At 56.1% G+C, this 13,693-nt stretch carries 15 protein-coding genes and 2 pseudogenes; 12 read left to right on the top strand and 5 right to left on the bottom strand.

Translation table 11 applies throughout. From position 1 onward, the window contains the following. Positions 1 to 406 precede the first annotated feature (406 nt). The 4 genes from I6F20_RS30000 to I6F20_RS38435 all read left to right on the top strand — a co-directional run bounded on the left by I6F20_RS30000 (position 407) and on the right by I6F20_RS38435 (position 4,596). On the top strand, positions 407 to 1,264 hold the full coding sequence (locus tag I6F20_RS30000; protein ID WP_225129137.1) for a DMT family transporter: 858 nt from the start codon (positions 407 to 409) through the stop codon (positions 1,262 to 1,264). 352 nt (positions 1,265 to 1,616) lie between these two features. Beyond that, a complete protein-coding gene (locus I6F20_RS29995) occupies positions 1,617 to 2,555 on the top strand; it encodes an aminoacyl--tRNA ligase-related protein (protein ID WP_225129135.1) in 939 nt (312 codons plus the stop codon). Beyond that, a complete protein-coding gene (locus I6F20_RS29990) occupies positions 2,552 to 3,700 on the top strand; it encodes a citrate/2-methylcitrate synthase (RefSeq protein ID WP_225129133.1) in 1,149 nt (382 codons plus the stop codon). Before I6F20_RS29995 ends, I6F20_RS29990 begins: the two co-directional genes overlap by 4 nt. A 491-nt stretch (positions 3,701 to 4,191) precedes the next feature. Beyond that, positions 4,192 to 4,596, top strand: a complete 405-nt coding sequence (locus I6F20_RS38435; RefSeq protein ID WP_225129131.1) for an S-adenosylmethionine decarboxylase — start codon at positions 4,192 to 4,194, stop codon at positions 4,594 to 4,596. A 365-nt stretch (positions 4,597 to 4,961) separates the two neighbouring features. Here the strand turns inward: I6F20_RS38435 and I6F20_RS29980 are convergent. Continuing rightward, positions 4,962 to 5,134, bottom strand: a pseudogene (locus tag I6F20_RS29980) (IS3 family transposase); the annotation flags it as partial. Between the two features lie 219 nt (positions 5,135 to 5,353). Between I6F20_RS29980 and I6F20_RS29975 the strand changes: the two are divergent. The 7 genes from I6F20_RS29975 (at position 5,354) to relB (ending at position 11,255) form a co-directional block, all read left to right on the top strand. Further along, on the top strand, positions 5,354 to 6,280 hold the full coding sequence (locus tag I6F20_RS29975; protein WP_225129129.1) for a LysR substrate-binding domain-containing protein: 927 nt from the start codon (positions 5,354 to 5,356) through the stop codon (positions 6,278 to 6,280). A gap of 388 nt (positions 6,281 to 6,668) precedes the next feature. Next, complete coding sequence (locus I6F20_RS29970; RefSeq protein WP_225129127.1) at positions 6,669 to 7,565, top strand: amino acid ABC transporter substrate-binding protein; 897 nt, start codon at positions 6,669 to 6,671, stop codon at positions 7,563 to 7,565. A 12-nt stretch (positions 7,566 to 7,577) separates the two neighbouring features. Further along, positions 7,578 to 8,300, top strand: a complete 723-nt coding sequence (locus I6F20_RS29965) for an amino acid ABC transporter permease (protein ID WP_225129125.1) — start codon at positions 7,578 to 7,580, stop codon at positions 8,298 to 8,300. Then, positions 8,300 to 8,950, top strand: a complete 651-nt coding sequence (locus I6F20_RS29960) for an amino acid ABC transporter permease (RefSeq protein WP_225129123.1) — start codon at positions 8,300 to 8,302, stop codon at positions 8,948 to 8,950. Before I6F20_RS29965 ends, I6F20_RS29960 begins: the two co-directional genes overlap by 1 nt. 35 nt (positions 8,951 to 8,985) lie before the next feature. Then, positions 8,986 to 9,714: an amino acid ABC transporter ATP-binding protein gene (locus tag I6F20_RS29955; protein WP_225129244.1), complete on the top strand. Its 729-nt coding sequence runs from the start codon at positions 8,986 to 8,988 to the stop codon at positions 9,712 to 9,714. 14 nt (positions 9,715 to 9,728) lie between these two features. Beyond that, positions 9,729 to 10,808, top strand: a complete 1,080-nt coding sequence (locus I6F20_RS29950; RefSeq protein WP_225129121.1) for a threonine aldolase family protein — start codon at positions 9,729 to 9,731, stop codon at positions 10,806 to 10,808. 165 nt (positions 10,809 to 10,973) lie between these two features. Further along, positions 10,974 to 11,255, top strand: coding sequence for a type II toxin-antitoxin system RelB family anti-toxin (gene relB, locus I6F20_RS29945; RefSeq protein ID WP_225129119.1), 282 nt, complete (start codon positions 10,974 to 10,976; stop codon positions 11,253 to 11,255). A gap of 109 nt (positions 11,256 to 11,364) precedes the next feature. Here the strand turns inward: relB and I6F20_RS38025 are convergent, their stop codons facing one another. Further along, positions 11,365 to 11,487 (bottom strand): hypothetical protein, encoded by a 123-nt coding sequence (locus I6F20_RS38025; RefSeq protein WP_256379488.1) that lies wholly within the window; start codon positions 11,485 to 11,487, stop codon positions 11,365 to 11,367. Between the two features lie 166 nt (positions 11,488 to 11,653). Here I6F20_RS38025 and I6F20_RS29940 point away from each other — a divergent pair, with 166 nt between their 5' ends. Continuing rightward, the gene (locus tag I6F20_RS29940) at positions 11,654 to 11,893 is read left to right on the top strand and encodes an AAA family ATPase (protein ID WP_011082871.1); all 240 of its coding nucleotides are present in this window, start codon (positions 11,654 to 11,656) and stop codon (positions 11,891 to 11,893) included. 328 nt (positions 11,894 to 12,221) lie between these two features. On the opposite strand, the gene I6F20_RS29935 is transcribed toward I6F20_RS29940, so the two are convergent. The 3 genes and pseudogenes from I6F20_RS29935 to I6F20_RS29925 all read right to left on the bottom strand — a co-directional run bounded on the left by I6F20_RS29935 (position 12,222) and on the right by I6F20_RS29925 (position 13,692). Further along, a complete protein-coding gene (locus I6F20_RS29935) occupies positions 12,222 to 12,617 on the bottom strand; it encodes a GFA family protein (protein WP_014490264.1) in 396 nt (131 codons plus the stop codon). A gap of 536 nt (positions 12,618 to 13,153) precedes the next feature. Then, positions 13,154 to 13,255, bottom strand: a pseudogene (locus tag I6F20_RS29930) (P-type conjugative transfer ATPase TrbB); the annotation flags it as partial. Continuing rightward, positions 13,252 to 13,692: a CopG family transcriptional regulator gene (locus I6F20_RS29925; protein WP_225129117.1), complete on the bottom strand. Its 441-nt coding sequence runs from the start codon at positions 13,690 to 13,692 to the stop codon at positions 13,252 to 13,254. The gene I6F20_RS29925 and the pseudogene I6F20_RS29930, both read right to left, overlap by 4 nt. Position 13,693: the final 1 nt, after the last annotated feature.

Below are 13,693 nucleotides of genomic sequence, written 5' to 3'. Positions count from 1 at the left end.
GTAGGCGCTCAGCGCAAAGGCAATGTTAAAGACTTTGGATCCGCTCCGCACAGCGGCGGGTCTAAAAGCGTCGCGAGCCGGCGAGGCCTACCATTTCTGATAGTTGATGTTGAAAGCGTGTCCTGACAGTAACCGGCAAGAACTTCAGCGCTCCCAATGCTCAGCACACACTCTAAAGATAAGGACACCCTTTGTGCCCGGACACTCCTCCCCCTCAGGCTACGTCGAAGAGCACTGCGTCCCCCCGCTATGCCGGCATAAGAGCGCACTGTTCCGGCGCGCTGGGGTCAGCCCGACTCTCGGGTTGAACTCGCCGGCTGCCTGGAATTTTGAGCGCAGACAGGTAGCAGGGATAACCTCGCGCGTTCCGCCCCCTCAATTTTGATGATGCTTTTCGCTTGAACAGATGATCCGAGATTCAGAACTCAGCGGGATAGCGAATGTCATTTTCGCCGGCCTGATGTTGGTTGCGATGGCAGCGATCATCAAAATTGTAACCAGGACTCTTTCGCCCCTCGAGGTCGTCGTCCTGCGGAGCTTGATATCTGCGCCGCTGCTCTTCTTTATTGTCCCTAGACATAGTCGCCTAGACTTCCAAGCCTACTTTTCGAAGGAGCACTTTCTCAGATCAGCGCTCGGTTACGGCGGCTTCGCAGCATTCGCTACTTGTTCGTCAAAGCTCCCACTCACTTTGGTTTCCTCGATATCCTACACATCACCTATTTATTGCATGCTGCTGTCCACACTCATCTTGAAGGAAGCCCATGGCTTTGCCACTGGAAGTGCCGCAACGATGGGGCTTCTAGGCGCGCTTGTTATAACTCAACCGGCCTTGACCGATCTCGACATCTGGGTGGTCGTTGGATTGATCGGAGCCATCCTCGACAGTCTTGCGATTGTGATGGTAAGGCGCCTAGCAAACACGGCCGGGCCCGGACAAATGTCGCTTAGCTTTATGCTATGGAGTTCAGTTATCGGCCTGCCGATCGCAATTCCTGCTTGGGTTTGGCCATCTCCCGCCGATTGGGCATTGTTGCTGCTCCTTGCGATTTTCGCTGCACTGGCTCAAGTCGCCCTCGTCAGAGGCTACGCTCGCGTTCGCCTTTCGCGCGCGGCTCCCTTCGACTTCATTCGTCTTCCAACCAGCTTGGCAATTGACATGTTGTGCTTCGACACAACTCCTACACCTGCGATGTGGCTCGGTTCTGGCTTGATATTTTGTGCCGCTTCGGTCGCCTTGGTCGGCGCAAACATGCACAAGTAGAAAGGTCACGCAGACAAGATGGAGCATTCCGATGCAATATTCAGGGCCAACCGCAACGTGGTCGAGAGCGGCACTTCGATGAAGCAGAGGGCGCAATCAGCCGCCATTTCTATCGCGACCACGGGCATAGCGAATAATGCGGGACGGCGTTATGCCGGCTGCTTATCATGAGTGAAAGAGGAATCGCCGTCCCGTTCAAATCAAACTGATCTTCGCCTGCCATCCGACGCGAGAGCGCTCTCGGGCAGACCGCCAATATCGTGTTCGGACGCGATGAGTTCGCAAGGTCGCCGGCACTTCGCTGACGGCGCCCCTAAAAAGAAACAGCAATCCCCTACGTACGACGGATCTCATGAAGAACATCGAGTTAACACCCGCGCCCAATACGCTCACGGGAAACAACCCAACAAAAGCGGCGCCCTCTATTGAGGCGCTATTCTCGACGTCAGGTGGCATGGCAACGTTTACGGACCGCGGACACGCGATTATCCAGCAACTTGAGGTCATCTTCCTGGATTGGGCGAGCTTCATCCCAGCGACAAATATTCGGTATCCATCGCTTATCCCTATCGCGGATCTTGACCGCCTGAACTACTTCCGAAACTTCCCGCATCTCGCACTCTGCGCGTGCGCCATAAGCGAGTCAGCTTGCGCGGACTTTAGCAAAGGACAAGACGACCTATTGCGCCTCGATCATCGTCAGTTGCAGAGTGCGGAATTTTGCCTCCCCCCCGCCGCGTGCTATAACGTCTACCTCAGTATGCGCGGTCAGCACCTCAGCGCTACTCGTTGCGTTACAACCGTAGCCAATTGCTTCCGCAATGAAGACCATTACCAAGGACTGAGACGGCTTCGGGCCTTCACGTTGCGTGAAATTGTATTCGTCGGGCGTGACGAGGACGTCAAGACTTACCTCCGCAAGTATCGGGCAATTGCACTGGAATTCCTGGGTGAGTTGGGTCTGACCATTGAGGTTAAGCATGCCTCCGACCCATTCTTTGACAAGGCCAGCACCGCAGCCCGCGCAACACGCATCTTTCCGACCAAAGAAGAACTTTTATTCAACGGGACGCTGGCGATCGCTTCGCTTAACTATCATCGTCGCTTCTTCGGTGAGCGCTGCGGTATAACTATCGAGGGCGAACCCGCACATACGGGCTGCATCGGATTCGGCCTTGAACGCTGGGTATACGCGCTGACAGAGCACTTTGGGACTGACACGGGAGTCATTCTCGATCGGCTGCAGGCGTCTCACTCGGCCGTAATGTCCCACCAGAGCGCTTCTCAATGAACAGTGACAATTCCATTCGCGCTTCTACAATGCATCGTGGGCTGATGGGAATTTGTGTCGATCGGACAACAATTTCTGATGTCGACGCGAAGAACGGGACACTCTCTGTCCGTGGCCACTCGATTGATGTCCTTGTTGCAAATTCGACCTTTGAAGAGACAGCGTTTCTCCTGATTTTCAGCAAGCTCCCAACGGCGAGCGAGCTCGACGAGTTTCAGCGAGAACTGAAAGCAGCCCGCTCACTTCCTCCCACAGTCATCGATCTTCTGGCCCAAATGAAGCTCGCGCATCCAATGGATGCCCTGCGCACAACAGTATCTGCGCTTGTTGCGCTCGATCCGGACGGTGCAGATAATCGTACAGAAGCTCTGCAACGAAAATCGATACGCCTACTATCTCAAATGGCTGTCGCTGTAGCGACACATCACGCCCAACGGGAGGGGCGAGCGCTCCCCCGACCGAATGATGAACTCGCTCACGCTGCCAACTTCCTGTGGATGCTAAAGGGCACCCTCCCGACGCGGGAAGAGGCCAAAGTACTAGATGAGGATTTTATCCTGCACGCTGAGCTTGGTGCAAATGCTTCCACGTTCACAGCGAGAGTGATTGCGAGCGCCAAGTCGGGCTATCACGCTGCCGTAGCGGGTGCGCTCGCTTGCTTCGAGGGCGTCTTACACGGCGGGGCGATGGATGGAGTTGCCGCCATGGTCGAGGAGATCGGCTCACCAGATAGAGTCCTGAAGTTCGTAAGAGAGCGCCGACGCCGCCGCGAGCGCATTCTTGGATTTGGCAACCGCGCTTACAAGACGGAGGACCCGCGCGCGCGCCATCTCCGCCGGCATGTCGAGATCCTCTCGCAGCTAAGGGCCGAGCCGCACCATCTCCAGATTCTAAACGTTCTCGCCGAGGAGATGAAACCCTACGGAAGACACGGCATTCACATCAACGACGATTTCTACGGTTCGGTGTCGTACAAGCTTCTCGGCATACCGGCTGATTTGTGCGCGGCGGTATTCTCCCTCTGCCGCCTCGCGGGGTGGACAGCACACATCATCGAGCAATCCAACAACAACATCCTGATACACCCGTTGCTGAAATTTAATGGCTGCAAAGAAGTGGCGTATATTCCGATTCAGGAGCGCTAAGAAATGCTCGATGGAGGAAATCTGAAGTTTAGAGACTCCAGCTTAGGAGCCGCGGACTGGACGGCTTGGACAGAGTAAGCAGTGCACAAGCAACTCCTTTGGCAAGAGACTTAGAGTCGACGGCTCAGCTTGTCTGGCAAGGCAAATGGGTTGGGTAGTGAAAGAGGGGCTGGAAGGCAAGTCGTAGCGAGAACGCTTACCTATCGCGATCATCGAAGAACGGGAGAGTAGCATATGTAGCCTCTCCGAAGAGCTCAATCGTAAGCATTTAAGTGCTCCGCTTGTGCCTACATTAGCCGAATGCTTGGTGTGAGCGGATCGAACACTTCTGGTCTTGTCGGAGCAAGGATCCATCACCCGAACGTCTCGCAAATCATGTCCTCGGAGGTGCAATGCTATCGTGGGAACTTCTTTCTCAAGCGCTCCATCGGCTCGCCGCTGCGCCGCTGCCGATCCGGATCTTTAGGACGCCACATCAATGAGGACTGTGAGTGAGTGACAGCGAACGGATTGCGACACGATTTACTGGAGGCAACCAGCTCGTCGTTGAACTGTGGGGAGCAGCGAAGATAGACGATTGGACCATCGCTGAAGTTGCGATTCCTAGGGCGATTGATGCGACGCGTTCAACTTTAGAATGCTTTCGTCTTCGCGAGTCGCCTGGAGATGGCAGCCTCTTCGCCGTGGCGCGGATGGCTGATGCTCAGATTGTAATACATGCATGGCCCAAGAACTCCTACGCTATCATTGGCATTCTAGCGAGGGGCGGTACCGAAGCATGCAGGGCGGCGTCTGTGCTAATTGAGGCGTTCCAACCTGAACGGTCAGAGATCCGTACTACTACCGCGTTGACCGTTTGGCGCCGGTCTTCCCTGTGGAGACCTAGTCTCGGCTGACCATGCGCGCACTGTAGGGAGAGCGATCTTTCGGTGTATGCTTTAGGAGTGCGACGGGACACGGCCGCAAGCATTGGCCACTCGCACAGTCCGGCCCTCCGATCTCTCTTTTTTGGAGCGCCGGTTGGAGGAGAATACGCTCCTCTGTCTGCCAGACAGCGCGCCTCGCTCGATCGGAACTTGCGTCTGATGTTATTACTGTTCTGCTGCTCGATCGTCTTCGCTTCAATGGTATTCGACTCGCTGACGGGTGCCGTGTGTGCACAACGCAAGGGCAGGGATCGTATTACCTTCATGGCCTTCACTCTCTTCGTGTCACTATGAGTGCATGCTACTGCTCTGCTTGCAACCACGAGATGTAACATCATGCAGTTGATGTTGGTTGCCATGTCGGTCGGAACGCCGGCCCGCTGCCCGCTGTCGACCTCGGCCTTCTTGACCCAGTCATGCAGCGTCTGCGGCGTGCAGCCGATTTTGGCCGCAATCGAGGTCACCGCCGCCCAGCGCGACGGGTGCTCGCTGGCGTATCCAGAACCAGCCAAACCGCACGGGCCCGAACCTCGGGTGAAAACGTGTTCGTCGTCTTGCCCGTAAGGGCTCCATCTTCTCAAGAGTTGAAGCCTCCGGCAATCCCGGGGCGGTTCACGTCGACGGGCAACCCAATCGTAAACAAAAGCGAATTGACGAGGTGCCGCCGCGGTTTATAAGCTGCGCTCTTTGTTCTGGAAGACTTGCGGTTGACCAATTCGAGGAACCGATGAGTAAGGCTCGCCGGCCCATCTCACTTAATGCGTTAAATACCTTTGAATGTGCTGCTCGTCTTTTGAGCTTTTCCGCTGCAGCGGAAGAGCTGAACCTGACACGCTCAGCGGTGAGCCACCAGATCACGAAACTCGAGGAGATATTCGGGTTTCGTCTATTTGACCGAAGACCAGATGGAGTTGTGCTCACCTCGGCCGGAGCGGGATATTACAATAAGATTCGGGGAGCACTTACGGAGATCGGCGAGGTTACGTCTGATGTCCTTGGAAAGCCGCGACGACAGCGTCTGACTGTGCATTGTGCGCCCACTTTTTCTACACGATGGCTGCTGAGCAAGCTCGGACGCTTCATGGGCGCTCATCCAGAGATCGATCTTAGGATCATAGCCGCCTCGGGCCCACCTGACTTTCGTGACCCAGGCTTGGATTTGGCGATCTGCTATGGGGCGCAGGGCCTTCCAAATTGCTCGGAGCAGCTGTTTCTATCAGAGGGCGTTCAGCCAATCTGTAGTCCAATTTTGAGAGACTCGGCAGGACTGCACTCTCCCTCGGCCCTTAGCCAGGTCACCCTCATTCGCACAGATCAAAACCTCGTTTCCTGGGATTTCTGGTTTCGCAGCCAAGGCCTAGAACTTCCAACCGATGTCAGACAAGTACAGTTGAAGCCTTCCTTTCTTGCGATCGAGGCAGCCCTGCAGGCTCTCGGAGTAATTTTGGAAAGCAACGTGCTCACGGCGGAAGAGCTCGCTGCAGGGAAATTGATTCTTCCGTTCCCATCAAGCCCGATCACCCTGCCAGCCTACTATGTCGTCACACCAGATGATGACCGCAATCAGCGCTCTTTGCTATTTAGAAAATGGCTGCTCGATGAGGCACAGCGCTCGAACAAACAGAATTACGTGGGACCGGGCGAGATCGTTTAGGGAGAGGCCCGGCCCGTTCACAGCACGCAACCGAGCTCGGTGGAGCCACCCTAACGCTCGACTACATCGAACGTTAATTGACGAATATCGGTGTGGGACTCGCCGCGGAGAAGCTCGGCGGGACATATCGAGTGACGGCGACGTCGTTCGGCAAGCGAAATGGGGCATGCAGCTCTCTAAAGCACGATGTCGCAATACAACATGCTTTAGCTGATCTCCTTTTTCCGGCCCAGCTCCCTTCAGTTGAGTTGCCGCCTCCAATTAAACCGATGGTCGTGCGGCTCACTTAGGGCGTGATCCTTGTTCACGACCTGGTTGAGCAAATATCCCTTTCCAAACGAACTCGTCGTTCAATATTAGGCCAATGATCACATGAAGGGGGGTTCTGATGAACGCATCATACTTGCAGTCAGCAGTTCGATGGTCGGTCGCCACCGGTCTCTTAATATGGTCTGTCTCGAGCGTCGTACAGGCCGATGCTGCGGAGCTATACGGCACGCTGAAGAAGGTGAAAGACAAGGGGCAAATTGTCATCGGCTTCCCTGAAAGTTCGCCGCCATTCGCATCCTATGACGCAAGCAAAAAGCCCGCGGGCTATGCTATCGATATCTGCATGCGTGTGGTGGATACGATCAAGCACGATATCAGCGCGCCAGACCTACAAGTCAATTTTGTTCCAATCAACTCGAGCACGCGCATGGCGCTTCTCGCAAATGGAACGATCGATCTGGAATGTGGATCAACGACCAACACCCTGTCCCGGCAGGAGCAAGTGGATTTTTCGATGATGCACTTCGTGTCATCGACGCGCTGTCTGGTGAAGACAGGAAGCGGCATCAAGGAGATCGAAGATTTTGCCAATAAGGTAGTCGCGCTCGCTCAAGGCGCCAACACTGTTGGTGTAATCAACGGATGGGTCCAGAAACTAAAGGTCCCAAACGTGAAAATCCTAAACATCTCGAATTTTTCAGAAGGACTCTTGGCTGTCGATAGCGATCGCGCCGACGCGTTTTGTTCGGACGACGCGATCCTCTACACTTTGCGACAAAAGTCGCCGGCTCGCGACCGTCTGGAGGTCGTCGGCCGGCCGCTCTCCTTCGAGCCGTACGGGTTAATGATGCGCCGTGACGACTCTGCGTTTCGCTTGGCTGTCAACAAGACGCTGGCCGAGCTCTTTCGCTCGGGAGAGATAACATCTCTCTACCACAAGTGGTTTGACCAATTTGGAATTCCACTGAGCGAGAAGCTCGAGACCGTCTTCCAAGCGCAAGCAGTCCCTCAATAGCGGCTGGGTCGAATGCTCTCCTACAATTGGAACTGGAGTATTCTCTTCCAGCAGCCGCAGCTTGGATGGCTGCTGGAAGGTCTGCGTCTCACAATAGTCATGGCGGTGGTGAGCTTCCTCCTAGCGCTTGCGATCGGAACCCTAGTCGGTACAGCCCGCACTGCTCGATCGAGAGCGGTGCGTGGAATAGGCTTCGTCTACACAGCTCTCTTTCGGAACGTGCCATTGCTGATCCAGATGTTCCTGTGGTTCTACGTCTTTCCGGAGCTCCTGCCCTCAAATCTTGGACGCTGGGTGAAGCGGGATCTGTACGAGCCTGAAGTCACGATTGCCGTCATCTGCCTCAGCTTCTATATGGCTGCCCGCGTCGGCGAGCAGATACGAGCCGGAATTCAGGCGGTGCCGCGGGGGCTTATTTCCGCCGCACTTGCAAGTGGACTGACCGTCAATCAGATTCGTCGTTACATCGTCATGCCCATCTGCTTGCGCATGCTGATCCCGCCGTTGACGACGGAGCTCCTTGCTACTTTTAAAAATACTTCGCTTGCACTTGCGATTGGAGTACTGGAGATCACCGCGCGCAGTCATCAAATCGAAAGCTCTACTTTTCACGGATTTGAAGCATTCGCTGCAGCAACCTTCCTCTATGTCGTGATCAGCTTGTTTACGCTGGCGCTTGTTTTGCCCGTCGAGAACGCTACCCGCCTTCCTGGAATGCTGAAGGGGCGAAGCTAATGCTCTCCCTGGATTTTGGCATCATCGGACCGAATGCTGCCTTCCTCTGGGAGGGCATGAAAATAACGCTCTGGCTTACTGTGCTTTCGATCATTGGCGCTGCGATCCTGGGCACCGTCATTGTGCTAGCGCGCCTCTTTGGCCCATTGCCATTGCGGTTGATAGCTTTTGCCTATGTGAACCTCTGCCGCTCCGTGCCGCTAGTGCTCGTCGTGTTTTGGTTTTACTTCTTGGTGCCGTTGGTCATTGGCCGACCTGTTGGCCAGTTTTTCTCTGTCTTGATCGCATTCATCCTATTTGAAGCGGCTTACTTTTCAGAGACTATGCGTGCGGGCATCCAGAGCGTGCCTCGGGGACAATTGGCGGCTGCGATATCGACAGGGCTGACGCTGCGCCAAAGCTTTCAGTACATCGTCTTGCCCCAAGGCGTGAGGAAGATGGCGCCGATTCTTCTGACGCAGTGCATTATCCTCTTCCAGGACACCTCCGTCGCATATGTCGTCGCGCTGAATGACTTCCTCACCTCGACTTCCATCATCGCTCAAAGTGAGGCCCGGCCGATCGAAATGTACACGTTTGCGGCGGGTGTCTATCTCACAATCTGCCTTTCTATTTCCCTTCTTGTGGAGAGCCGAACGTGGCACCGGTAGTGGACCAGCGAGACACCGCGCAAGCAGCTGACGTGATGGTCAAATTCGAAGACGTCAGCAAGTGGTATGGCACAACGCAGGTTCTACACTCCTGCTCGACCCAAATTCAGCGCGGCCAAGTCGTCGTCGTTTGTGGTCCGTCCGGCTCCGGAAAGAGCACCCTTATCAAGTGCGTGAACCGGCTGGAGGAATTCCAGAAGGGAAGGATTGTTGTCGACGGAATCTCCGTCGGCGACCGACGCGCCGACTTGCAAAAGCTGCGGGCCACGACCGGAATGGTTTTTCAGGCGTTCGACCTTTATCCTCATATGGATGTCATGACTAACGTATCGCTGGCGCCGCGGCTCGTGCTGCGGATGCCAAGCCAAGAAGCGGAGCAGCGCGCAGCCGAACTGCTCCGCCAAGTCGGCCTGCTTGATCATGCGAAGAAATACCCTGCTCAACTATCCGGAGGTCAGCAGCAGCGGGTGGCCATCGCGCGAGCACTCGCGAACAGGCCGGCGGTAATGCTATTCGACGAGCCGACTTCCGCTCTGGACCCGGAAATGATCAACGAAGTTCTGGACGTAATGACGGCACTCGCGGAGCGAAAGACAACCATGATCGTTGTGACACACGAGTTGGGGTTTGCCCGCCGAGTTGGCGATCGCATCGTATTCATGGATGCGGGTCGAATTGTCGACGATCTCTCTAAGGACGAATTTTTTGCGGGGAATACTAGCGATCGTGCTCGCGACTTTCTGTCCAAGGTACTTCAACACTAACCGCTGAGGATTCGATGTCGTTGATTGACTTGCGCAGCGACCTCTTGGCGGGTCCGACGCCGGAGATGATCGAGGCAATGATCGCCACTGCGCGCGCGCCATCAAGTTATGGCGCGCGCGAGGACCGGCATGTGCGAGAGTTGGAAGCACTGACAGCGCAGACACTTGGAACGCAGGACGCGCTGTTCTTTCCGACCTGCACGATGGCCAATCAGGCGGCTCTCATGGTGCACTGCCGGCCTGGTGACTTCATCATCGCGGATGCAGAGTCACACGTCGCGGAGTTCGAGGCTGCATCAACGGCGGGTGTTTCAAATGTGGCCACGTTTCGAGTGGCTGGAGTTCGTGGACATTTGTCACCTGAGCAACTAGCGCAGGCCCTCGACCAAAGTGAGGACGAGGCCATGCGAGTATCCGTGGTCTCGCTGGAAAATACTCACAATCGCGCGGGCGGGACGGTTATGCCTGCAAGCTGGCAACAGCAGATTGAGAATGAATGTCGCCCACGAGGTATCGCCATCCATCTCGATGGGGCTCGATTGTGGAATGCCGCCGCCTATGCCGGGTGTGAGCCGCTGGCACTCGCGCGGGGGGTAGACAGTATTGCGGTCAGTCTAAACAAAGCCTTGGGCGCTCCGTTAGGAGCGATGCTTTGCGGCAGCAGCGCGTTCATCAAGGACGCTAGTCGCGTTAGGCGGATGTTAGGTGGAAACTGGCGTCCAGCTGGGATTGTCGCCGCGCCGGCTGTTGTCGCGCTGAAGTCGATGCAGAAGCGCATCACCGACGATCATGCAAATGCGCGACACTTGGGCATGGTGCTCACCTCGGAAAACCCCTGGTTGTCGATCGACCTCGATTCACTCCAGACCAACATCGTCTTGGTGAAACTACGGACCGAGGAGATAAGCGCGCATAGGCTCACCCAACGCTTGTCGGAATTGGGCGTGCTTGTCGTCCCTTATGGCGATCGATACGTACGGTTGGTCATCTACGCTGGAATAGGACGGGATCAGATCGATGCGGTCTTGAGCGCTTTTTCGGAGATAGGCCAAAGCTTAGAGGCGAAATACCCCGATACACTGTCGACATCCTAAGCCGCGGGCATCGTGCGAAGCGCGTGGGACGCCGACTGCCCACGTGCATCGATCACGGTCCCGGCCGCGTTTGAGGCTAGATCACGTCGAGGAACACCGACCAAGAAATAATAGCGGGATTATAGCCAGTGTTTTGAGGCCTAGCACCATGGCATGAGTTGACGTATGAAAACTCGTGCGATTGTAGCCTGGAATGTGCGTCGGATTCGCGTGAATCGGGGTATCTCGCAGGAGCAATTGGCTAGGAAGGCCGGGATCGACCGCTCCTACATGAGTAGTCTTGAGCGGCAATCGAAGAACCCGACGATTGATCTTCTCGACCGCATCGCCGAAACGCTGGACGTGCAGTTGTCCGAGTTCTTTGTTCTGCCGCCCAAAGGTGCTAGGTCTCCGAAGACCTTGCCTAAAAGCCGCAAGCCAGCGGGTCCACGTCGCAAGAAAAAATAGCGAATTTCAACGGCTTCTACGTTGCCAATTGAGGGACTTAGAACACCAATTTCGCCCGACAAGCCTTCTTTGCCGGCCGAACAGGGCTGTGATTAAATTGGAGTGCGTTTCACAGCACGGGAGTGAGTGACGACTGGTTGCCGGATGCAGGTTCGCGAAATGCATTGGCGGGCGCGGTCGCATCGGAAGAGGAGACTTCGATAATCGCAATTGCCTCGACTTTTTCAACCATTTGTACGCAGCCGATTGACCACGGCAACCGCGTTCATCCCCACTGGGGCGATCTTTCGTAGTCCACGTGTGATGTGTCCGGAGGCGCAAAGGCGCGGAGATTACGCCTCATCAGGCAAGTTTATTGGAGCGCCAATTGAGCTTGAAGAATATCTGATCGATTCGCCGTGATCTCGGGATGCCCCGGCTGTGGGAAGTCCACGCTGCTGACCGAACTCGGCCGACGCGGCTACGCGACGATAGATGAGCCTGGACGCCCGGTCGTAAGGAAGGAATTGGAGTCGGGCGTTCCCGCGTTGCCCGGGACAGGTATTGAAGCGCGCCTGCACAGTGCGTTTGATCTTTCCCTTGAAAACCTGACGCGAGCGAGTGCGTTCGACGGCTGGGTTTATTCGATCGCGGCCTGATCGACGCCGCAGCGGGTCTCGAACGCGTGACAGGCGAGCCGGCGACAAGGAACTCGGACAGGCACGCCACTATCATCGACGCGTGTTCATCGCTTCCGCCTTGGCCGGCCATCCACGCGACCGATCAAGAGACGCGTCATGATTTCGAGGATGCCTGTCGAAAACGAGCATCTTCAGAAGGTTTTCCCGATGCTCGGCTATGAAGTGGCACTACTGCCAAACTCAGCGTGGTGGAAAGGGCCGATTTCGTTCTTTGAGTGCCGACGTCCAACGAACATCACCAATTATAGACACGTGCAGTCGAACGGAAAGTCCATGGCAAGGGCCGCTATGGCGAATCAATTGTCAGCCTGCTGCCGTGAATCTGCCGAACGGGCACTGAAAACGGATCGAAGTCCTTCAGGCAACGCACGTTCACTGCCCATCCGTCGAACGGCCGAATGCCGGCTTCGCGTTCTGCTGCGGTGGGCTGGCTTGGTTTGCGGAACGGCAAAATACCGCAAACCGGGCAAAAATAGTCAGCCGCAGTGAATAAACCCCAGCGATAGACCGACAACTCCTGGAGGGGCGTCAGGAGCCGGAAGTCGCCCTCGGCGACGCGATAAATCAGCGCGCCACGCTTCGAGCAGATAGAGCAGTCGCAAACCCGCACATGGTCGATATCGGCGTCGATCTCGAAACGGACCGTGCCGCAGTGACACGAGCCGGTGTACGTCTTCATCATCGGCGGTTTGTCTCTAGAAGCCCGACCGAAGATAGATCAACGGATGGGGCCTGACAAAATCTCGTTGATCCTGTTCGCAAACACATAATAGCCGCAACTCCGCCAGCAAGTCACGGGCACGGCGCGCTGATTGGCTCCTGGCTTACTCGCTCGATTGGAGTCGAGAAGAACTCGGGTGGAAGAAATGCCAGTCGTCGCCTTGAGACACACACCGTCTAAAGATACGCCCGCTTCAATGGCGAGGTCATTGGTTAACCAGTCTGGGAAATCGAGCGTGAATGTGCGAACACTATCCGTGTCTTCGACTGAGGCAATCTTGGCAACGCTTGTACAATTGTCGCAAACACAGGATCCCCCCTCATCCCGTTGACATCACTCGCTAGGTCGCAGTCGATCCTGGCAGGCCGTCGAGGGATATAGCTCGCATCAGACGGTCGCATAAGGGGCCAGGGGGTCGCCTCTGATCGAGTTGATCCAGGGGAGGGCATGCATTTCGCAGTTGAGCACGCGGGTCGCCTAACACTTTTTGGATGGTCCACGATCCGCTCGCCGTCGGCGGCGGACATCGTTCGTCCGCTATCCTCCAACCCGCCAGACAGCCAATCGATCCAGAGCCGACCGTCGGGGTTGAGCATCACTCGCCTGGGGACGAGTCAGTCTGCTGGGCATCCTCCGGGATTTCTTGCCGCAGTTTCGGCCCTTGATTGAGCCGGCGGCCCAATGCGGCAAGGAAATTATCATAACGCGCTCCGGCCTGTGCTCTCGCGGCCTTGGCGGCGGGTTCGGGGAGTGATGGTGTTGTCGTGAGCCAGAAGCGGATGAAGAGAGCGATAGTCTCGACCGAAATCCCGACATCCCGCTCAAGGCGCGCGATCCGGCGGTCGATCTGGTCAAGACGCTTGGCAGTAGCAGCCTCTCGCCGTTCATCGGCGTCCGGCGACAGAAAGGAAGCGATCGCGGCTTCCGCGATAAGCGACAGCGACTGCTCGCGCCGGGCGGCGTACGCCGATAGCGCCTTCATGACATCAGGATCGAGATAGACCGACATCTGAGCTTTCTTCTTTGTTCCGCTCATG

The sequence above is a fragment of the Bradyrhizobium sp. IC3123 genome, assembly GCF_020193625.1.
GTDB classification, from domain to species: Bacteria; Pseudomonadota; Alphaproteobacteria; order Rhizobiales; family Xanthobacteraceae; genus Bradyrhizobium; species Bradyrhizobium yuanmingense.
Note: the sequence above shows the minus strand (reverse complement) of the source record. Positions and strands in the feature narration are given on the sequence as shown.

Bases quoted from the DNA above. Each gene is read 5' to 3' on its own strand.
- I6F20_RS29960 (WP_225129123.1), top strand. From the start codon at position 8,300: ATGCTCTCCCTGGATTTTGGCATCATCGGACCGAATGCTGCCTTCCTC.
- I6F20_RS30000 (WP_225129137.1), top strand. From the start codon at position 407: ATGATCCGAGATTCAGAACTCAGCGGGATAGCGAATGTCATTTTCGCC.
- I6F20_RS29990 (WP_225129133.1), top strand. From the start codon at position 2,552: ATGAACAGTGACAATTCCATTCGCGCTTCTACAATGCATCGTGGGCTG.
- I6F20_RS29965 (WP_225129125.1), top strand. From the start codon at position 7,578: ATGCTCTCCTACAATTGGAACTGGAGTATTCTCTTCCAGCAGCCGCAG.
- I6F20_RS29975 (WP_225129129.1), top strand. From the start codon at position 5,354: ATGAGTAAGGCTCGCCGGCCCATCTCACTTAATGCGTTAAATACCTTT.
- I6F20_RS29925 (WP_225129117.1), bottom strand. From the start codon at position 13,692: ATGAGCGGAACAAAGAAGAAAGCTCAGATGTCGGTCTATCTCGATCCT.
- I6F20_RS29955 (WP_225129244.1), top strand. From the start codon at position 8,986: ATGGTCAAATTCGAAGACGTCAGCAAGTGGTATGGCACAACGCAGGTT.
- I6F20_RS29950 (WP_225129121.1), top strand. From the start codon at position 9,729: ATGTCGTTGATTGACTTGCGCAGCGACCTCTTGGCGGGTCCGACGCCG.
- I6F20_RS38025 (WP_256379488.1), bottom strand. From the start codon at position 11,487: ATGGTTGAAAAAGTCGAGGCAATTGCGATTATCGAAGTCTCCTCTTCC.
- I6F20_RS29935 (WP_014490264.1), bottom strand. From the start codon at position 12,617: ATGATGAAGACGTACACCGGCTCGTGTCACTGCGGCACGGTCCGTTTC.
- relB (WP_225129119.1), top strand. From the start codon at position 10,974: ATGAAAACTCGTGCGATTGTAGCCTGGAATGTGCGTCGGATTCGCGTG.
- I6F20_RS29995 (WP_225129135.1), top strand. From the start codon at position 1,617: ATGAAGAACATCGAGTTAACACCCGCGCCCAATACGCTCACGGGAAAC.
- I6F20_RS29970 (WP_225129127.1), top strand. From the start codon at position 6,669: ATGAACGCATCATACTTGCAGTCAGCAGTTCGATGGTCGGTCGCCACC.